The sequence below is a fragment of the Guyparkeria halophila genome, assembly GCF_034479635.1.
GTDB classification, from domain to species: Bacteria; Pseudomonadota; Gammaproteobacteria; order Halothiobacillales; family Halothiobacillaceae; genus Guyparkeria; species Guyparkeria halophila.
Genome location: NZ_CP140153.1, coordinates 737,793 through 757,218, shown reverse-complemented (window position 1 = coordinate 757,218; position 19,426 = coordinate 737,793). Strand labels below are relative to the sequence as shown.

The following is a 19,426-nucleotide window of genomic DNA, read 5'->3' as shown; positions in this document are numbered from 1 at the left end:
GGTCCGGTTCACTCCAGGGCGTATTCCAGGATCTATTCGAGCGGCTGGCTGGCGGGATCGCGCCGCCCGGCGAACAGCGCCTCGATTTCGTCGATCTGCTTCGGGACACCGCGGGTTAGCACATCGTGCCCGTCCTCGGTGACCAGCACGTCGTCCTCGATGCGAATGCCGATGCCGCGGTATTCCTCCGGCGCCTCCGACTGCGGGTCGATGTAGAGACCCGGCTCGACGGTCATCACCATGCCCGGCTCGAGCTCGCGCCAGTCGCCATCGACACGATAGCCGCCCACGTCATGGACGTCCGATCCCAGCCAGTGGCCAGTGCGATGCATGAAGAAGGATCGATAGCGCCCGGCCTCGATCGCCTCATCGACCGGCCCGTCGATCAAGCCGAGCTCGATCAGGCCTTCCGTGATCACGCGCACGGCGGCCTGATGGGGGGCATCGAAGGACACCCCGGGGGCGATCGTCTCGATCGCGGCCAGTTGCGCGTCGAGCACCAGTTGATAGAGCGCGCGCTGAGGCTTGCTGAACGTGCCGCTCACCGGCCAGGTGCGGGTGATGTCGCCGGCGTAGTAGTCGACCTCCGCGCCGGCGTCGATCAGCACCAGGTCGCCGTCCTTGAGCTCGGCGACGTTGGCCCGATAGTGCAGCACGCAGGCATTGGCGCCGCCGGCGACGATCGGGGCGAACGACGGCTCGCCGTGCGCGCAGGCAAAGACCTTCTGCAGGATCGCGGCGATCTCGAACTCGAACAACCCGGCGTGCACGCCGCGTGCCGCCGCCAGGTGCGCCTCGACCGATACCGCGCACGCCCGGCGCAGCCGATCGATCTCCTGCGCCGACTTGATCAGGCGTTGCTCGTGGATCGGGCCGGCGACGTCCTTGATCGTTTCCGGCGGCTGGACGCCCGCTCGGGCACCACGGCGCAGTTCGTCGAACCAGCCCAGGGCGTTCACCACCCAGTCGTGCTGATCGAACGGCAGGTAGCACTTGTTGTAGCCCTTGAGCAGTTCGGGCAGCCGCTCGTCGATCTCGTCGATGCCGAAGGCCTGATCGATCCCCAGCGCGGCCGGGGCTCGCTCCGTGCCCAGTTGCGGCCCCTCCCAGCGCTCGCGTTCCGGATCGCGCGGGTGGACGAAGGCGATCACCTCGCCCTCCGGACGCTTGGGACAGATCAGCAGCAGGGCATCCGGTTCGGCCAGGCCGGTGAGGTAGTAGAAGTCGCTCGACTGGCGGAAGGGCCAGGGGTTGTCGTGGTTGCGCTGCTGTTCCACGGCCGCCGGCACGATGGCGGCACTGCGCTTGCCGATGGCCTTGATCAGGCGCTTGCGGCGGCGCTGGTATTCACGGCGCTCGGTCGGAGAAGGGCCGATCAATTGCATCTCGTCGCTCGTGGTCTGAATCGTTGTGTTTTAAAGGAAGCGTCGGGCTACTGGAGGCGCTGCGAGCCGGCCGTCTCGGGGATCGGCGGGTGCAATTGCAGGTACATCACCAGCAGCGCGGAGCTCAGATACTCCTCGATCTGGTGGATGTCGAAGGCATCATCCTCAGTCTTGACCGACTCCGGATCGAGTTGGGCGATATCGCCGAGATCATCGAATACCTCGCGAGCATCGTCACCCAGTGCACGACGGGCCGGCCCGTTCTCGATGGCGTAGCCGTAGAGCACGCCCTGGGCGAAGTCGATCAACCCCTCGACCTGCGTCTTGAGGCTGGTCTCCTCGTCGGGCAGCACCAGGTCGAGCCCGAGGTTGTCGGCCGTGGTGACCTGCTCGACCAGGCGCTGGTAGAGCTCGGAGAGCGCCGTTGGCGGCGCCTGCGGCGGCCGATCTTCCTCGACCAGCTCGGCCAGCCAGCGCGACTCCTCGGCGGGGCCGCCACCGATCCACATGCCGATCAGGACCCCGTGTGCCTCGGCCGGATTGGCCAGCGCACCGATGGAGTCGAGGGCTTGCTGAAATCGTTGATATTCGGTCATTGCGCGTCTCGTTGCGTGTTTGCCCGTTCTCGTTGCCGATCGTCGTTGCTACGGCCTTGATCTGATGGGTGGCGACATTGTCACCGCTATGCCGGGCAAATGATAGACTGCCGCCCGAGATCCGGGCGCTCGTCCGCCTGTCTTCGGGCGGTCCGGCCCACCCGTCATCCCGCCCGGCATCCCAGCGGATGCGTTGGGGCGATTCACGCGGAGATTCGACACCATGGCCGAAGGGCTTGCCGACAAGATCGAACGACTGCTCGCCGCCGCCGAGCGGGCCCATGCCGAGCGCGGCGAGCTGCGCGCGCAAGCGGCGTCACTGGCCGAGGAAAACCGGGAACTGCGCCGACTGATCGGGCACAGCCATGACCGGATCGAGGAACTGGCCGGCCAGTTGCGGCGTCTTGAGGACGAGACCGCCGAGACCCAACGCGAGGATTGACCCATGAGCCAGCGCAACCACCCCGTCACCGTCCGGGTGATGGAAAAGGATTACCGAATCGTCTGCCCGCCGGAAGAACAGGGCATGCTGCTGCGCACGGCCGAGTATCTGAATGACGAGATGGCCGAAATCCGCAAGACCAGCAAGGTGCTCAGTACCGAGCGGATTGCCGTGCTCGCGGCGCTGAACATTACCCGCCAGCTGCTCGAAGGCCGCGAACTCGAGTTGCCCGCGGACCTCGACAACGGCGAGCTGGCCGGCCGCATCGACCGTCTGCTCGAGGCCATGGAGCAATCCTGAGCGGGCGAACAGATCGCCGTACCACTCGACACCGCTTGAAAGCCCGGGGCGTCGGCCCTACGATTAGGTCAGTCTTCTGGGACGTTCGCCAGGTTGCGCTCTATCCCTTGAGCCTTAATTTGCGACACAGGGGTCAACAAAACGGTTCTGTGTGCATGTCCGCCCAAGCCTTGAGCTGGGCGGAAAGCCTGATGAGCCGGGCGTTGTCCCCGACTTGAACCCTATCGGTTCAAGGTCGTAGCGCCGCCAGCGGCGCCCTGGAAGACACCTCACCCCAGAAGGTCTGCACGAATGCGACACCGCCCGCGTGCAGGCCTTCTTCTTTGATCGAATCGTGACGATGCTCGATAAAGCCGCCCTGAGAAAAGCCCTGCGCGCGCGCCGAAAGGCGCTGGGCGGCTTTGCTCGATTCCAGGCCATCCGCCGACTCGAGGCCCGCCTCGAACGACTGACGCGCGGACTTTCCCTTCAGGCTGTAGCCGCCTACTGCGCCTTCGACGGCGAGCCCGAGCTCGACGGCTGGCTCAAGCGCCACCGCGGTCAAATCTGGCTGCCGCGCGTGCTGCCCGACCGCCGACTGGCCTTCCATCACGCCGATCCGCTCACGGCCTGTTCGCACCGCCGCATGCCGAGACGGCGCACCAACCAGTTCGGCATCATCGAGTCCGACGATCCTCGCCGCCGCGGCATCAACAGCCTGGACGCCCTACTGATCCCGCTGGTGGGTTTCGATGCGCGCGGCAACCGCCTCGGCATGGGCGCCGGCTTCTACGACCGCGCCCTGACCCAACGCCGCGGGCGGCGACCACTGGCGATCGGCGTGGCCTTCGGCTGCCAGCAGGTCGACTCGTTGCCGGTCGACCCCTGGGACCAGCCGCTCGACTACATCGTGACCGACATCGGGGTAATCGATGCCCGCTGCTTGTGCGGGCCATCCCGGGTCGGTCTGACCCCGTACCAAGACGCACAGGAGACGCCATGGCCTACTGGCTGATGAAATCCGAGCCCGACGCCTTTTCCATCGACGATCTCGAGCGCGTCGGCATCGAACCCTGGGACGGCATCCGCAACTACCAGGTGCGCAACATGATCCGCGACGAGATGAAGCCGGGCGACCGCGCCTTCTTCTATCACTCGAACACCAAGGTACCGGGCATCGTCGGCATCATGGATATCGTCAGCGAGGCGCGCCCCGACCCCACCGCCTTCGATCCCGACGCGAAGTACTACGACCCGAAATCCGATCCGGACAAGCCGCGCTGGCTGCTGGTCGACGTCAAGTACGTCCGCCACACCCAGCGCGTGATCCCGCTGCCCGAACTCAAGGCCGACCCGGCCCTCGAGGAAATGCCGCTGGTGCGCCGCGGCAACCGCCTGTCGATCATGCCGGTGACAGAGGATCAGTGGGAACACATCCTCTCGCTGGAGGATCCGGACTAAGGCACCTGCTCCCACGCCCTGGAAACGAAAAGAACCGCGCGGAGGCGCGGTTTTTTCATGACACCCGACAATCCGTTGCGGTCAGGCCAGGAACAACGGATGGACCGGATTGTCGCTTTCGTGCGCATTGGGGTAGCACAGATGTTCTGTGTGATTGAGTACACAAAGACCATAGCGCTTGCGTGCGTCGAACAGCCCTGGGGCACGGCATACCCCCTCAGGCAACCTAAGGCGCCCCAAGGCCAGATTTTTTATTAAAAATAAATGGAAACTCAAGGTCACCTCGGTCCGACCCCGCCGCCGACACCGCTTCAGGCAGCATCCGATCTAGCAGCCATCCCCGCTGGGTCAGTAATGTAAAAATCAGGCATCACTTAATCCATGTGATAACTGAGAAAGAAACCAATCCCCCGACAATTTGGGGAATCCAGAAGGTCATAAATAAAACCCCGATCAGCCATGTAATGAAAACATACTCCTCTGTTAGGCTGCTAGGCAACAGACGTCTTTCTACAACTTCGCACGGTTTCGGCATGGCACCCTCAGCTTCATAATTCCAACCACCCGGAAACTCCGTTGGCTTGAAACGAAACGCTACATACAACATCAGGGAGTAAACAAACAATGGGAAAATGACCCAGAAGCCAATACCCAAGAAAAAGAAATGAACAGGCCGCAGAAACGGGGTCGAGAAAACGATCGTCCTCGCGAAGCCACTAAAAACGGGGCCAACGATAACGAAACCAACCCAGACACAGATGGCCATAAAAAAATAAAGCCGATACCTGCAAACGAATTCCGCAACGCCAATGTAGTCGCATTTTCTAATAATCACCAGAAACCAACCCGAGATCGAAGTTTGAAAACGCTGTAGGGCTTTTTCTCGAGCTGGGATTGGCCCGAACCGTGGCGTCAAAGAGGCTGCTAGTGAATTGACCCAGATCAGCATGCGCTCCCTGGTTATCCGTTGTCATATCTGACATAAATCACTTTTCACTGTCTGGATAGAAAAACAATGCTTGCGTGACAACCACGAGATACGCCACACCCTGCATGGACCCACTCGTTCCAAGGAGCAAAAAAGCCCCAGAAAACAAATCAATCTCAAAAAATGTTTTAAACAACCCTGCCCAGCTACCCAGTTCAGCTCGGTCTTTCCCTGGAAGGGTCAGGAGCAGATTCCAAGCCGTAAGAAATATGGTTCCCGTAAACAATGAGACAAGAAACGCCTTCCAAAGCCTTTTCAACAACTCCCTAACCCCGGGATTCTCATCCTGGAGCCGGGGGATCATTGTCCGAACGAAATGGACAAGCTGGAACGGCATGATCAGGAGGATCGTCACCACAAGCACACGGATCATGCCGCTCCCATTGCGCCCCTTGACCATTCCCTCGATGCCGGGAACCCAGAAGGAAATGAGCACGGACAGGGAATGCATGGGCCCCGGCATGAACATATGCAAAATAAAATAAACAAACCAGACGAAGAAAAGGATCTTGTAGGACAGGGCGCCCACCCGGTTCTGAACGTCCTGGTAATTCTTTATAACCGGGGCAAATTGTCCACGCCGCTCAGATCGCACATCTATCTCCTGATTTGTTTGCAACCTGTCGAGTTACCGACGCGAGGCGCTCGTGTCGATTGCCCTGGCTCAGACTCGTGGGCACAGCGTGATGACCTGGCGGAAACCGAACGCCGACATTGACAAGACGGACGAACACTTCAGTTCGCTTCGTCTTTCACCGAGGGGCGGGCCATCGATTGTTTCATGTCCATACCCAGCGCCTCAAAAACTGGAAAAAATACCCGTCGTCACGCGCCTGACGTGGCACCCCGCACTAGCCAACTGCTCCCAGTTTAGCTAATGCGACTGCCGTACTGCATGCGCAAAAAGATCACGGAAAAACACCAAGTGCTGCCCCAAAATCATCCCAAGAAAGCCAAACATAGGTACCCAAAAAACGAGTAGCGACGGGGCATATTCATGAATATTTGAAAGCAACCTCTTGTCGGCCGTTGCCGTAGGTTGAGAGTAAAATAAAAATAAGTAATACGCCACTATGGACAGAAAAAAAATCTCTCCAAAAATAGGGACAAACAACCTACTCAACGGAACGCGAAGAACATTCGCAACACCGCGAAGCGCCAGCCTATTATTATTAAATAAAGCAAAGAAAGACGCGACCAAGATGGAGAAGAAAAAAACGACCGTAAATGCGTAAGGCATTTCCTCTCGTAAAGAGTAAGAAAAATTGGCGTGCCCCTGCGCAGCAGGCACATGCACAAGTAGCCAAGCGGACGGCACACTCAACCAAATCGGCGGGTGATTCACATCCATGGCGTAAAGGACGTACCACAACAGGACTTCGGCCAGCACGGCCAAGCCCACCAGTCCCCAGCGAATTCGACACCAGCGGCGGGCCTGCGCTTCCGTAGGGCCGGGCACGCTCTCCAGCCAATCGATGATCGATTGCTTCACACCCATGTCAGACACCCGGCGGGACGGACAACCGAAATGGGACTCGTAACAAAGATACGACAGGCACAAGCGTCGCCAAGAGATACCCGACGCTCGTTGAGCAGAGCCAGCGACAAAGGGGGTTCGAGCGCGAGTGCGCCCAAGGCAAGTTCGTCGTCCATCCGTGACAACCTCGGCGAATAGTCCGTGTCTATCACTGCATGATCAACTGCTTATGCAGTTAGATCAAGGTGCGTGAGGCGAGGCCAGCACCTTAGGCGCCTTACATTGCCTTCCTTGTTGGCCGTTTGCGCCGCCTTAAGCGAGAAACAGCGGATAGACCGGGTTGTCGCTCTCGGCCCAGTAGGGATAACGCAAGCGTTCAAGATAGGTGGTCAGCTCGCCAACCTCGCCTTCCGGCACCTGGATGCCGACCAGCACGCGACCGTAGTCGGCGCCGTGGTTGCGGTAGTGAAACAGGCTGATGTTCCAGCGCGCGCCCAGGTGGGAGAGGAATTTCAGCAACGCGCCGGGGCGCTCGGGGAACTCGAAGCGGAACAGCCGCTCGTCGGCAATATCCCCGGCGTGCCCGCCGACCATGTGCCGGCCGTGCAGCTTGGCCATCTCGTTGTCGGTCAGGTCGATCACGGGATAGTCGGCGGCGCACAGTTGTTCGTAGACGAGCTGGCGATCGGCCTGCTCGGCGAGCTTGATGCCAACGAAGATGTGCGCCCGGTCGGCATCGGCGTAGCGGTAGTTGAACTCGGTGATCTGCCGCCGCCCCAACAGTTCGCAAAAGGCGAGAAAGGCGCCCGGACGTTCCGGGATGGTGACCGCATACAGTGCCTCGCGGTGCTCGCCGATCTCGGCGCGCTCGGCAACGAAACGCAGGCGGTCGAAGTTCATGTTCGCCCCCGAGGCGATCGCCACCAGCGTCTCGCCGGAGAGGTTGCGCTCGCGGGCATAGCGCTTGAGTCCCGCGGTAGCCAGCGCGCCGGCCGCCTCGTTGATACTGCGGGTGTCGTCGAAGATGTCCTTGATCGCCGCGGCCATCTCGTCGGTGTCGACGGTGACCACCTCGTCGACCGCCTCGCGCGCCACCTCGAAGGGGTACTCGCCGATCTGCTTGACCGCGACCCCGTCGGCGAACAGGCCCACCTGGTCAAGGATCACGCGCTCGTCGGCGGCCAGCGCCGCGGCGAGACAGGCGGCATCGGTCGGCTCGACCCCGATCACGCGGATCTCGGGACGCAGGGCCTTCACGTAGGCCGCGACCCCGGCGATCAGGCCACCGCCGCCGACCGGCACGAAGATCGCGTGGATCGGATCGGGATGGTGGCGCAGGATCTCGGCGCCCACCGTGCCCTGGCCGGCGATGATGTCCGGGTCGTCGTAGGGCGGGATGTAGGTCAGCCCCTCGGATGCGATCAGCGTCTTGGCGTGCGCGAAGGCGTCGTCGAAGGCATCGCCGACCAGCACCGCTTCCGCCCCGCGACGACGCACGGCATCGACCTTGATCGCCGGGGTGGTCTCGGGCATCACGATCACCGCGCGCAGACCGAGCGTCTGGGCGGCCAACGCCACGCCCTGGGCATGATTGCCCGCCGAGGCGGCGATCACGCCGCCGCCGATTCGGTCCTCACGCCAGAGCTTGTGGATCTTGTGATAGGCACCACGCAGCTTGAAGGAGAAGACCGGCTGCATGTCCTCGCGCTTCAAGAGCACGCGGTTGCCGATACGTTCGGAAAGCTGGATGGCCGGCTCGAGCGGCGATTCGATGGCCACGTCGTAGACCCGGGCCTTGAGGATCGCCTCGAGATAGTCGCGCAACAGGGGCGTCAAGTCCGTACCTCGTAATGGGTGGTCGGCGGCAATTTCATGGGGCTTTTGCCCGCCAAACGGTGGTAGTGATATAGGATATGAGGTTATCAGAAACCCGGAAAAACCTCGGGCCCCGCGGCGGCGAGCCGCCCTGATGGGCCCTGACCTCGACTAGAGTGAAGACAAGCATGAGCAACACAGAACAAGGCAAGAAACTCGCCGCCCAGGCTGCAATCGAATACGTCCCGGCCGGCAGCATCGTCGGCGTGGGCACCGGCTCGACGGTCAACTACTTCATCGACGAGCTGGCCAAGATCAAGAACCGCATCGAGGGCGCGGTCTCCAGCTCCGAGGCCAGCACCCAGCGCCTGAAGGACCACGGCATCGAGGTGTTCGATCTCAACAGCGTCAACGACGTGCCCGTCTACATCGACGGCGCCGACGAGTCCAACGAGAACCTGCAGCTGATCAAGGGCGGCGGTGGCGCGCTGACGCGCGAGAAGATCATCGCGCAACTGGCGAAGAAGTTCGTCTGCATCGCCGACGAGACCAAGCTGGTCGACGTACTCGGCGACTTCCCGCTGCCAGTCGAGGTGATCCCGATGGCGCGCAGCATGATCGCCCGCGAACTGGTCAAGCGCGGCGGCCAGCCGGTCTACCGCGACGGCTTTGTGACCGACAACGGCAACCAGATCCTCGATGTCCACAATCTCCGCATCATGGAGCCGGCCAAGCTCGAGGCGGAACTCAACGACCTGCCCGGCGTCGTAACCGTCGGCATTTTCGCCCTCCGGCCGGCCGACGTGCTGATCCTCGGCACCGCCGACGGCGATATTCGCAAGATCAACGGGTAAATCGACGAACGGATTGAGGATGAGGGCGACGATGAAGGGTTACCGAATCGCACGACCTGGCGCGCTGACGGCGGCCCTGCTGGCCTGCCTGCTGGTCACCCCGGCACAAGCCGACGAGGCCAAGCACAAGCAGATCTACGGCTATATCGAGGACGTACGCGTGATGGAGCTGGAGCGCAGCATGCGCGCCAAGCTCGATACCGGCGCGACCACCTCATCGATCGATGCCCGCGAGATCGAGAAATTCGAGAAGGACGACGAGGACTGGGTCCGTTTCACGGTGGTCAATCGGGACACCGATGAACGCCGGGTACTGGAAGAGCCAGTAAGCCGGATCGTTCATATCAAGCGCCACGGCAAGGACTCGCAGGAACGGTACGTGGTCGATCTCGATTTCTGCATTGGCGATCGACTCATTACCGAGGAAGTCAGCCTGACCAACCGCGAAAAGTGGAACTACCCATTGCTCGTGGGGCGTAACCACCTGGCCGGCCACGTGCTGGTGGACTCCGCCATCAAGGATACCCGGGAGCCGAGTTGCGACTGACCGTCGTGACCGGACCCACGCCCTGGGGAACGTGAGGACAGACGACGGTCTGCCCTCAATCTGCCCCCTCCTTCTGTCCCCGCCGGAGCCCTGACCCGCGATCATGAGACGCATCCACCTTCTTTTCGTCGTCCTGCTGCTGACCGTGGTCGGCCTGTCGGTCGCCTGGTACAAGTACGACACGCTGGGCTTTCCGCTGACGCCGGACCGGGAGACAGAGACCTGGACGGTGGAGGCGCAGATCGAGGTAAACCCGGGCACGGCCCCGGCCTCGGTCCGGTTCGCCCTGCCCAGCGATCCGCCCCACTACACCCTCCTGGATGAAGGCTTTGTCTCGCGTGGCTGGGGCCTGACCACCCAGTCGAGCGATCGACAACGCGAGGCGGTCTGGACCAAGCGCAGCCCGGAAGGCAACCAGACCCTGTACTACCAGGCAACGGTCTACCGCGATCAGGAGGAGATCCAGCCCTCACCCTACCCCGGCCCGGCGGCAGCACCGACGCTTGAGGAGCCGCTCAAGTCGGCCGCCGAGTCGTTCGTCGAGGAAATCCGCGCCGGATCGGCCGATATCCAGACCTTCGCGACCCTGCTGGTCAAGGAGGTCAACGCCAGTCGACCGAACGAGAACATCGCCGCGTTCCTCAAACCGGACGCCACCGAGACCGAACGCACCCGGCTGGCGATCCGCCTGCTGGCGATCGCCCGTATCCCGGCACGCATGTCCCATGGCGTGATGCTGACCGACGAGGGACGCAATCTCACGCCGACCACCTGGCTCGAGGTCCACAACTCGCGGCGCTGGGTGCCGATCGACCCGCGCACGGGCTCGGTCGGCTATCCACGTCAGTTCCTGGTCTGGTGGCATGGCGACCAATCGGCGCTGGCCACCTCGGGCCTGCAGGACGTGGGGCTGACCTTCGCGACCACGCGCAACCTGCGCGACGCGGTCGAGACGGCCCAGCTGCAATCGTCGATTGCCGAGTCCCGGCTGATGGACTTCTCCCTGCTCGACCTGCCGATCGATGCACAGAACACCTATCGCGTGCTCCTGCTGGTGCCACTGGGTGCGCTGATCATCGTGCTGTTGCGCAACCTGATCGGCATTCGCACCTTCGGCACCTTCATGCCGGTACTGATCGCGCTGTCGTTCCGCGAGACGCAACTGGTGGGCGGCGTGGTGCTGTTCACCCTGATCGTCGCGCTTGGTCTGGCGATCCGCTTCTACCTCGAACGCCTCAAGCTGCTGCTCGTGCCTCGGCTGGCGGCGGTGGTGATCGTCGTGATCCTGTTGATGGCCCTGATCAGCATCGTCTCGCATCGCCTCGGGCTCGACATCGGCCTGTCGGTCGGACTGTTCCCGATGGTAATCCTGGCGATGACCATCGAGCGGGTGTCGATCGTCTGGGAGGAGCACGGGGCCGGTGATGCCCTCGCACAGGCGACCGGGTCGCTGGTCGTCGCCGCCATGGCCTATCTCGTGATGGTCAACGCCTACGTCACCCACCTGTTCTTCGTCTTCCCCGAACTCCTGCTGGTGGTGCTGGCCTTCACGCTGCTGGTGGGGCGCTACACCGGCTACCGATTGACGGAATTGTTCCGCTTCCGTGCCTTCAAGACGCTGGCGCAGGCCCGTCGTCCCGACCCGCCGGGAGATGACCGCTGATGGCCATCAACTGGCCGATTTCGCCGCGTCGGCTCAAGGAGCTGGGGGTGCTGGGCATGAACCAGCGCAACGGCGAGTTCATCGCCGAGATGAACGCGCGGCGCTTTTACCCGCTGGTCGACGACAAGCTGCTGACCAAGGAGTTGGCCGAGGAGTCCGGTCTGCACGTCCCCGCCCTCTACGGGGTGATCAGCAGCACCCATCAGATCAAGAACCTGTCGAAACTGGTCGGCGAGCACGAAGAGTTCGTGATCAAGCCGGCCAATGGGGCGGGCGGGGACGGCATCCTGGTGCTCGAAGGCAAGCAGTCCGACCGGCCGCTGGTCTATCGCAAGAGTTCGGGAAAGGCGATCGGCATCGATGCGATCGCGCTGCATATCTCCAACATCCTGGCCGGCGCCTACAGCCTGGGCGGTCGCCCCGACGTGGCAATGATCGAGTACCGGGTCAAGTTCTCCCCCCTGTTCGAGAAGATCAGCTTCCAGGGCGTACCGGACATCCGCACCATCGTCTACCGGGGCTACCCGGTGATGGCGATGGTGCGGCTGCCGACCACGCAATCCGACGGCAAGGCGAACCTGCACCAGGGCGCCATCGGTGCCGGCGTCGACATGGCCGGTGGTCGGACGCTCGACGGGGTCGCCCACAACCGGCGGGTCACCCACCACCCGGACACGCGCGAACCCATCAGCGGGGTGGACATCCCGGGCTGGCAGTCGCTGCTGGAAATGGCCGCCAAATGCAGTGACATAACCGGCCTGGGCTACCTGGGAGTGGACGTGGTGCTCGACCGGGATCTGGGCCCCTTGATCCTCGAGCTCAACGCCCGTCCGGGGCTGTCCATCCAGGTTGCAAACGGTGAGGGATTGCGTCACCGTATCGAGCGCGTCGACCGGCACGTCGATCATCTCTTGAGCGACGAAACGGCGGCCGAACGCGCCGCGTGGTCGCGCGAGCACCTCGCCCCCATGAACCTGTGACGTAGACCGCAATGGCCCCCAGCACGCCCCTGTTGTACGCCGTGATCGGCAACCCGATCGAACATTCCCGATCCCCCCTGATCCACCGGGCCTTCGCTCGGCAGCTGGGCATCGAGCTGGCCTACGAAAAGATCTGGGCGCCGATCGACGGCTTCGAGGAAACCGTCGCCGCCTTCATCGAACGCGGTGGTCGCGGCATGAACGTCACCGTGCCATTCAAGCTCGAGGCCTTCGATCTCGCCGGTGGTCACAGCGAGCGCGCCCGGCGCGCCCTGGCGGCCAACACCCTGGTGTTCCCGACGAATCCTGGCGAGCCTATCTACGCCGACAACACCGACGGCGTCGGCCTGGTAAACGACCTGGCCTTCCACGGGGTCAAGATCGCTGACCGCCGGTTGCTGATCCTGGGGGCCGGGGGCGCGACACGCGGGGTACTCGCCCCGTTGCTGCAGGAAGCCCCACGCGAACTGGTGGTCGCCAACCGCAACCCCGATCGCGCCTACGGCCTGGTCGAAGAATTCAGCGATGCCGCCGGCGACTGTCTGCTCTCCGGTTGTCCGCTGGCCGGAATCGAGGAGTCCCGCTTCGACCTGATCATCAACGCCACGCCGGCCAGCCTGAGCGCCCAGCTCCCGCCGCTGCCCGATGCGTTGATCGGCGCGGGCACGGCGGCCTACGACATGGCCTACGGGGCCGAGCCGACCGTCTTCATGGACTGGGCCGAGGAACGTGGTGCACATGCGCTGGATGGTCTGGGCATGCTGGTCGAACAGGCGGCCGAGAGCTTCGCCCTCTGGCACGGCAAGCGCCCGGATACCGCGCCGGTGCGTGAGCAGTTGCGCCAGGAGATCCGTGAAGCCGCCGAGCGCGACGCCGAGGACTGACCGGCCCGGCATTCGGCTGCAATGACAAAGGCCCGCCATTTGGCGGGCCTTTTTGCGTTTCTGCTGGTGGCGAGCTGATCGGGCAGCCACCCCGCCTCAGGGCGAGAAGCGCCGATCCTCCTCGGGGCGGTTGACCCGCATCAGCAGGCGCGCCTCGCTTTCCGAGAGGCCGAAGTCCTCGATCAGCTCATCGACACTCACCCGACCCTGCGAGGCCAAGCGCAACGCGTGTCCGAAGCCGGGCTCGTCGTCGTCCGAGGCAACGGCATCGATCCGCGCGTTGAGTTGGGTGATGCGTTCACCCAGCGTGGCGACGCGCTCGTCGATCTGGTCGATATGTCGACCGAAACCGGCCAGCGCCGATTCCAGGCCGCGATGCTCGCGCTCGAGACGCTCCATCTGGGTCTGGAACCACCGTTCGCGCGTGAGTTGGGCCCGCTTGAGCCCCCGATACAGCGACAACGTGACCAGCAGGACGAGCAGCCCCAGGATCAACGCGGCGGCAGCAAGCCAGAGCGGCGGGACGATCATGTCGCGGAGATGTCGGAGAGGCTCTTCATGTCGACAAGGATAATCAATTTCTCATCCTGGGGCACGATGCCGAGGATGTGACGGGCACGATCGTCGGCCACCGCCATCATGGCCTGATCGACCACCGTCTGGGGCAGCGCGATCACCTCGGCCACGCTATCGACCACCAGACCGACGATCTCGCCCGAGGCTACCTCGATGACCATGATGCGGCTGTTCTCGTCCCAGGGCTTCTCCTCCAGACCGAAGAAGGTACGCGCATCCACCACGGTGACCACGTTGCCGCGCAGATTGATGATGCCCATGATGGCATCCGGCGCACCCGGGATCGGTGTGATTTCGGCATCCCGCAGGACCTCCTGAACGTCAAGCACGTTCAGGGCATAGGTCTCCTCGTCGACCGTGAAATTGACCCAGCGCGACAACGGCCCCTGGTCCTGCGCCTCGAGCTCCTCGTCGTACTCTTCCGGAGTCCGGGTCTTTTCCATCGCTTGATTCATCATCTGTTCACCTCTTGGATCGCCGCCACGACTACCGGGACGCCTTCAGGGCCGCCCGCAGGCCAGCCACGTCAAGTACGGCCACGCCCGCCGCCGAGGCCGTTCCCGCAAGCCACTGACGACGCGCCGCCCGCTGGGTCTCATTGCGCCACTCCACGGACTCGTCATTCAGTTCGGGCGGCTGCTCGACACGCTCGCCGGCCACCCCCCACAAGCCCCCCTTGCCCAACAGGAATACCTCCGTCTCGGCATCGGCACGCTCCCGCAGGCCCGTGACCGCGGCCAGCGACAGGATCAGGCGCGGACGCCCCTCGAGGGACAGGGAGCCGGCCACCTGTGACGGCGCACCGGGCACTGGCTCAAGCGCCGGCTCGGGGTGTCGCGAGTCGATCGCATCGGCGGGAATCGCCATGGTCATTCCGCCGATACGCAACCAGCCCCAGCAGGCATCCTCCGCCGCCTGACTCGAGTCACTGGCCTCGGCTGGCGTAGGGTCCGCTTCGGGCGAGGCCTCGGTCGGGTCGACCGTCTCGGCAACCGCCACCGGCGCCTGTTCAACGGGCATCTCGGCTGCGACCGGCTCCGGGACACCGACCCCGTCTGCGACCTCGCCCATCTCCTCGGGCTCGGTCGACGACGTCGACGAGTCGATGTCGGGAGCATGAGGGACTGCATCAGTCGCGGCCGACCCCGACGGGACGTCGTCACCCGCCGCCGCCGGGCTTTCCTCGACCGGCGGTGCGCTGGCGGCCGGCGAATCCGGCACATTGATCACCTTGAGACCCGGCGACTTGCGCGGCGCGCTGCCCTCCGTCGCCTCGTCGGCATCCGGATCGCGCAACAGCCCATCGAGGTAGGCGGTGATCGCGGCGTCCTGGTCGACGATCGGTTGCCGGCTGTCGTGCTGTTTCTCGGCGGCCATCAGCGGGACTCCTGCAGACGGGCACCGCTGGCGCCCAGTTCGGCAGCCGGGGCCATCGCCTGCCCGCCGACATGGGCTTCCAGCCAGTGAAGAAACTGTTTGTACGCCTCGCTGCCGCGGGCGTCGGGTTGAATCATCGGCAAGGGCTTGCCCTGGCGACTCGCTTCGCGGAACTGGGTATCGATCGGAATGACATCGGTCCAGACATCGTCGTGGTAACGATCGTGCAGCAGACGCAGCGTGTCGTGCGAGGCGCGGGTGCGACGGTCGAACATGGTCGGCAGGATCACGTATTCCAGTCGCTGGCGCCGCGAGCGCTGCACCATCGCCAGGGTTCGCAACATCCGCTCGAGACCCTTGAGCGCCAGGAACTCGGTTTGCACCGGCACGATCAGGAATTCCGCCAGCGCCAGGGCGTTGACCATGGTCACGCCCAGGATGGGCGGGCAATCGATCAGCACGTAATCGTAATCGTCGCGGATGCGGTCGATCGAACGCTTGAGCACCAGCCCCATGCCGTCGCGCATGCCCAGCTGACGATCCAGGGTCGCCAGGGCCGTCGAGGCAGGCATCAGGCTGATGCCGTCGAACGCCGTGGGGTGGACCACGCGCGCCGGGTCGAGCGGCTGGCCCTCGGCGGCCGACTTGAACAGCGAGTAGACACTGGCGCCCGGGGCCTCGGGTTCCATGCCGAAATAGACCGTCATCGAGCCGTGCGGATCAAGGTCGACCAGCAACACCCGCTTACCCTCGCGGGCAAGGTGACCGGCCAGGCTCACGCTGGTGGTGGTCTTGCCCACCCCACCCTTCTGATTGGCAACTGCCCAGATCTTCATCGCAACGCCCCTCCGACGGCCGCGCCGATCTGTCCCAGCGGCAGGATCGATTCGGCCAGGTTCGCCTTGGCCACGGCCGCCGGCATCCCGTAGATGACACTGGTCGCCTGATCCTGTGCCCAGACATGACCGCGTGCCGCGGTAATCTTTCGAGCCCCGTCGGCCCCATCGTCCCCCATGCCGGTGAGGACCACCGCCAACAGGTCGTCACCGGCGACGCCGGCGGCGGAGGAGAACGCCAGGCTCACGCTCGGCCGGTAATGTTCATCGGCCACCGGGTCGCGCAGATTGAGTTTGTAGGCACCGGGTCGCCCGGCCAGCTCACCGTGCCGGCCACCCGGGATGACGTAGGCGGTGCCCGGACGCAGCATTTCGCCGTCGGAGGCCTCGACCACGCGAATCGGCATGGAGTCGTTCAGCCGCTGCGCGAACGGGCCGGTAAAGGCGCCGGGCATGTGCTGGGCGATCACGATCGGCACGGAGAAATCCGGCGGCAACTTGCCGAGTACCGCCGGCACCGCCGCCGGCCCCCCGGTCGAGGCGCCAATCACCACCAGGCCCTGTCGACTGAGAAAACCGCTGGGCGCGCTCCGCCCGCTGCGCGGGCGCGGTTCGGCCGTGGCCGGCGAGGCGTCCGGGCGGGCGCTGCCGGGAGAGGACGCCGATTCCCGCTGCGAGCGCAGCGCCAGCATCCGTACCCGGGAACACAGACGCCGCCCGGAGCGGGCCAGCGTGTCCTCGGGGTCATCGCCGTTCTTGGGGAAGAAGTCGACCGCGCCGGCATCGATGGCATCCAGCGTGGCCTCGGCCCCGGCCTTTGTCAGTGCCGAGAGCATCAGGATCGGGGTCGGACAGCGTTCGGTGATGCGCCGTACCGCCGAGATGCCGTCCATGATCGGCATCTCGACGTCCATGGTGATGATATCGGGCTTGAGTTCGCAGGCCTTGAGCACGGCCTGGCGCCCGTTGGACGCCTCGCCCACGACCTCCAGGCGCGGATCGCTGGAGAAGACCTCTCGCAGCGCGCGACGGAAGAACAGCGAGTCGTCGACGATCAGAAGGCGTATCGGCATCGGTCAGGCCACCGAGCGCAGACGTTGACGACCACGGCCCGTGTTGCGGCGCACCATGCCCGGCAGGTCGAGGATCAGGGCGATATGCCCGTCGCCGGTGATGGTCGCACCGGCAAAACCATCGACCACCCGCAGCAGCTCGCCCAGCGGCTTGATCACCACTTCCTCCTGACCGATGACCGAGTCGACCACCAGGGCCATCAGTTGCGCACCATGCTGGACCATGACCACCTGGTCGGTCTCGCAGCGCGTGCCTGGCTTCTCGCCACGCAGGGCCAGCCAATCGGTCATGCGGAACAGCGGCACGGCACGATCGCGAACGGTGATGGTCGACTGACCGTCGACGACGTTCACTTCCTTGTCGGCCATCTCGAAGATCTCGTTGACCACCGACAGCGGAATGGCGTACTTGCGCCCGGAGACGATCACCATCAGCGTCGGCAGGATGGCCAGCGTCAGCGGCACCTTGATGTTGATCTGGGTACCCTCGCCTTGCGCCGAGTCGATGCTGATGGTGCCCGAAAGCTTGGTGATCGCGGTCTTGACCACGTCCATGCCCACGCCGCGGCCGGAGATATCCGAGATCTGATCCTTGGTGGAAAAGCCCGGGTGCAGGATCAGCTCGAAGCATTCCTGGTCGGTGAGGCGCTCGGCGGTGTCGGGATCGACGATCCCTTTCTCGACGCCCTTGCGACGCAGCACCTCGGCGTCCATCCCGGCACCATCGTCCTGGATGGACAGACGGATGTGGTCGCCCTCCTGGGCGGCCGACAGCAACACGGTGCCGGCCCGGTCCTTGCCATTGGCCTCGCGGGCATCCGGCATCTCAATGCCGTGGTCGACGGCATTGCGCACCAGGTGGATCAAGGGATCGGCGAGCGCCTCGACCAGATTCTTGTCGAGATCGGTGTCCTCGCCCTCGAGTTCGAGGTTGACCTCCTTGCCCAAGGTGCGCGCGGTATCCCGCACGACGCGCGGGAAGCGGCCGAAGACCTTCTTGACCGGCTGCATTCGGGTCTTCATCACCGCCCCCTGCAGATCGGAGGTCACCATGTCGAGCGTGGCGATCACCGAGGAGATCTCTTCGTTCTCGAAGGTCGTCTTGAGGGTGTTCATGCGATTGCGCACCAGCACCAGCTCGCCCACCAGGTTCATGATGCTGTCGAGCCGCTCGGTGTCCACGCGCACGGTGGTTTCCACCGGTGCCTTGTGCGCCTCTGCCGCCTTGGGGTTGTCCTGGGACTTGGCGGCGGGCTTGGCCGGTGCCGCGGGCTTGGCGGGCGGCTGTTCGGGCTTGGTTTCAGCCTTGGGCTCGGGCGCAGCCTCGGCCGGCTCTTCGTCGGCCTGCGGTGCGGTCACGGTCGGCCCCTTGCCCTTGCCGTAAAGCTCATCGAGCACCGCCTCGAACTCCTCGTCGGTGATCTCGTCGGAATCCGCGGCACCTGCCGCCTTTTCGGCGGCAGCCGGATCGGCTTCCGGCGCCGGGGCCTGGAACTTGCCCTTGCCGTGCAGCTCGTCGAGCAGGCTCTCGAACTCGTCGTCGCTGATCAGGTCATCACCCGCACCACCGCTTGCCGCTGGCGCCTCGGACTCGGCCGCGTCCAGGTCGGCCAGCATGCGGTCGAAGGCATCGTCCTCCTCGGCCACTGCGGTCGGTTCGGCGGCCGGGGTGTCGTCACTCGGTACGGGCTCGCTCGGGGCGGAAGCAGCCGGCGGCGCGGCCGCATCCTGATGCGCCAACGCTTCGATTTCCTTGAGGAAGGCCTTGGAAACGTCTTCCGGGTACTGTCCGCCGCGCAGGGAATCGAACATGTCATTGAGCACGTCGATCACCTGCAGCATCACGTCCATGATCCGGCTGTTCATGGTGATTTCCTGGTTGCGCAGCAGGTTGAAGATGTCCTCTGCCCGGTGACAGACCTCCACCAGCGGATGGACCTCGAGGAAGCCGGCCCCACCCTTGATGGTGTGGAAGGCGCGGAACACCGAATTGAGCCGGTCCGCGTCATCAGGCGACTGCTCCAGCTCGATCAGCTGTTCATCCAGCCCGTTGAGCAGCTCACCGGCCTCAATCAGGAAGTCCTGCAACAGCTCGTTGTCCGGTTCGAATGCCATGCTTGCCTCTCATGCGCTCTGTGACACCCCCAACGGGGATGTGCCACGTTCCCGCCCGGCCACCTGGGCCCGGCATTT

21 protein-coding genes and 1 other RNA gene are annotated in these 19,426 nt (G+C 64.0%); 10 read left to right on the top strand and 12 right to left on the bottom strand.

The features are described 5' to 3' along the window. Positions 1 to 32: 32 nt before the first annotated feature. Both SR882_RS03500 and SR882_RS03495 read right to left on the bottom strand, forming a co-directional pair. Positions 33 to 1,385, bottom strand: coding sequence for an aminopeptidase P N-terminal domain-containing protein (locus SR882_RS03500; protein ID WP_322521965.1), 1,353 nt, complete (start codon positions 1,383 to 1,385; stop codon positions 33 to 35). Between the two features lie 47 nt (positions 1,386 to 1,432). After that, positions 1,433 to 1,981: a UPF0149 family protein gene (locus tag SR882_RS03495; RefSeq protein ID WP_322521964.1), complete on the bottom strand. Its 549-nt coding sequence runs from the start codon at positions 1,979 to 1,981 to the stop codon at positions 1,433 to 1,435. Between the two features lie 223 nt (positions 1,982 to 2,204). Between SR882_RS03495 and SR882_RS03490 the strand changes: the two genes are divergently transcribed. The 5 genes from SR882_RS03490 to SR882_RS03470 all read left to right on the top strand — a co-directional run bounded on the left by SR882_RS03490 (position 2,205) and on the right by SR882_RS03470 (position 4,163). After that, positions 2,205 to 2,423, top strand: coding sequence for a hypothetical protein (locus tag SR882_RS03490; RefSeq protein WP_322521963.1), 219 nt, complete (start codon positions 2,205 to 2,207; stop codon positions 2,421 to 2,423). 3 nt (positions 2,424 to 2,426) lie between these two features. Continuing rightward, positions 2,427 to 2,723, top strand: a complete 297-nt coding sequence (locus SR882_RS03485) for a cell division protein ZapA (RefSeq protein WP_322521962.1) — start codon at positions 2,427 to 2,429, stop codon at positions 2,721 to 2,723. A gap of 70 nt (positions 2,724 to 2,793) precedes the next feature. Further along, positions 2,794 to 2,991, top strand: a non-coding RNA gene (gene ssrS, locus SR882_RS03480) — 6S RNA. A gap of 72 nt (positions 2,992 to 3,063) precedes the next feature. Continuing rightward, the gene (locus tag SR882_RS03475) at positions 3,064 to 3,717 is read left to right on the top strand and encodes a 5-formyltetrahydrofolate cyclo-ligase (protein WP_322521961.1); all 654 of its coding nucleotides are present in this window, start codon (positions 3,064 to 3,066) and stop codon (positions 3,715 to 3,717) included. After that, complete coding sequence (locus SR882_RS03470; protein WP_322521960.1) at positions 3,702 to 4,163, top strand: EVE domain-containing protein; 462 nt, start codon at positions 3,702 to 3,704, stop codon at positions 4,161 to 4,163. The genes SR882_RS03475 and SR882_RS03470 overlap by 16 nt, the downstream gene beginning before the upstream one ends. Before the next feature lie 370 nt (positions 4,164 to 4,533). Here the strand turns inward: SR882_RS03470 and SR882_RS03465 are convergent, their stop codons facing one another. The 4 genes from SR882_RS03465 to ilvA form a co-directional block, all read right to left on the bottom strand. After that, a complete protein-coding gene (locus SR882_RS03465) occupies positions 4,534 to 5,112 on the bottom strand; it encodes a hypothetical protein (RefSeq protein ID WP_322521959.1) in 579 nt (192 codons plus the stop codon). A gap of 37 nt (positions 5,113 to 5,149) precedes the next feature. Beyond that, entirely contained in the window at positions 5,150 to 5,746 is a 597-nt protein-coding gene (locus SR882_RS03460) for a hypothetical protein (RefSeq protein ID WP_322521958.1), read from the bottom strand. A gap of 279 nt (positions 5,747 to 6,025) precedes the next feature. Beyond that, positions 6,026 to 6,649 carry a hypothetical protein gene (locus tag SR882_RS03455; RefSeq protein WP_322521957.1) on the bottom strand — a complete coding sequence of 208 codons (624 nt, stop codon included), beginning with the start codon at positions 6,647 to 6,649 and terminating at the stop codon, positions 6,026 to 6,028. Positions 6,650 to 6,940: 291 nt separating this feature from the next. Next, positions 6,941 to 8,464, bottom strand: coding sequence for a threonine ammonia-lyase, biosynthetic (gene ilvA, locus SR882_RS03450; RefSeq protein WP_407653342.1), 1,524 nt, complete (start codon positions 8,462 to 8,464; stop codon positions 6,941 to 6,943). A 167-nt stretch (positions 8,465 to 8,631) separates the two neighbouring features. On the opposite strand from ilvA, the gene rpiA reads away from it, so the two are divergent. The 5 genes from rpiA (at position 8,632) to aroE (ending at position 13,371) form a co-directional block, all read left to right on the top strand. Beyond that, positions 8,632 to 9,297 carry a ribose-5-phosphate isomerase RpiA gene (gene rpiA, locus SR882_RS03445; protein ID WP_322521956.1) on the top strand — a complete coding sequence of 222 codons (666 nt, stop codon included), beginning with the start codon at positions 8,632 to 8,634 and terminating at the stop codon, positions 9,295 to 9,297. Between the two features lie 31 nt (positions 9,298 to 9,328). Then, a complete protein-coding gene (locus SR882_RS03440; protein WP_322521955.1) occupies positions 9,329 to 9,844 on the top strand; it encodes an ATP-dependent zinc protease family protein in 516 nt (171 codons plus the stop codon). 103 nt (positions 9,845 to 9,947) lie between these two features. Further along, positions 9,948 to 11,507, top strand: a complete 1,560-nt coding sequence (locus SR882_RS03435; protein ID WP_322521954.1) for a UUP1 family membrane protein — start codon at positions 9,948 to 9,950, stop codon at positions 11,505 to 11,507. Then, complete coding sequence (locus tag SR882_RS03430) at positions 11,507 to 12,487, top strand: alpha-L-glutamate ligase-like protein (protein ID WP_322521953.1); 981 nt, start codon at positions 11,507 to 11,509, stop codon at positions 12,485 to 12,487. The genes SR882_RS03435 and SR882_RS03430 overlap by 1 nt, the downstream gene beginning before the upstream one ends. Before the next feature lie 11 nt (positions 12,488 to 12,498). Then, positions 12,499 to 13,371 (top strand): shikimate dehydrogenase, encoded by an 873-nt coding sequence (aroE, locus tag SR882_RS03425; RefSeq protein WP_322521952.1) that lies wholly within the window; start codon positions 12,499 to 12,501, stop codon positions 13,369 to 13,371. A gap of 96 nt (positions 13,372 to 13,467) precedes the next feature. Here the strand turns inward: aroE and SR882_RS03420 are convergent, their stop codons facing one another. The 6 genes from SR882_RS03420 to SR882_RS03395 are packed head-to-tail and all read right to left on the bottom strand — an operon-like array spanning position 13,468 to position 19,348. Next, complete coding sequence (locus SR882_RS03420) at positions 13,468 to 13,902, bottom strand: DUF2802 domain-containing protein (protein WP_322521951.1); 435 nt, start codon at positions 13,900 to 13,902, stop codon at positions 13,468 to 13,470. Next, positions 13,899 to 14,405, bottom strand: a complete 507-nt coding sequence (locus tag SR882_RS03415) for a chemotaxis protein CheW (protein WP_322521950.1) — start codon at positions 14,403 to 14,405, stop codon at positions 13,899 to 13,901. The genes SR882_RS03420 and SR882_RS03415 overlap by 4 nt, the downstream gene beginning before the upstream one ends. A 28-nt stretch (positions 14,406 to 14,433) precedes the next feature. Beyond that, complete coding sequence (locus SR882_RS03410; protein ID WP_322521949.1) at positions 14,434 to 15,324, bottom strand: chemotaxis protein CheW; 891 nt, start codon at positions 15,322 to 15,324, stop codon at positions 14,434 to 14,436. Further along, on the bottom strand, positions 15,324 to 16,160 hold the full coding sequence (locus tag SR882_RS03405) for a ParA family protein (RefSeq protein WP_322521948.1): 837 nt from the start codon (positions 16,158 to 16,160) through the stop codon (positions 15,324 to 15,326). Before SR882_RS03405 ends, SR882_RS03410 begins: the two co-directional genes overlap by 1 nt. After that, the gene (locus SR882_RS03400) at positions 16,157 to 17,233 is read right to left on the bottom strand and encodes a protein-glutamate methylesterase/protein-glutamine glutaminase (RefSeq protein ID WP_322521947.1); all 1,077 of its coding nucleotides are present in this window, start codon (positions 17,231 to 17,233) and stop codon (positions 16,157 to 16,159) included. Before SR882_RS03400 ends, SR882_RS03405 begins: the two co-directional genes overlap by 4 nt. A 3-nt stretch (positions 17,234 to 17,236) precedes the next feature. After that, entirely contained in the window at positions 17,237 to 19,348 is a 2,112-nt protein-coding gene (locus tag SR882_RS03395; protein ID WP_322521946.1) for a chemotaxis protein CheA, read from the bottom strand. Between the last annotated feature and the right edge of the window lie 78 nt (positions 19,349 to 19,426).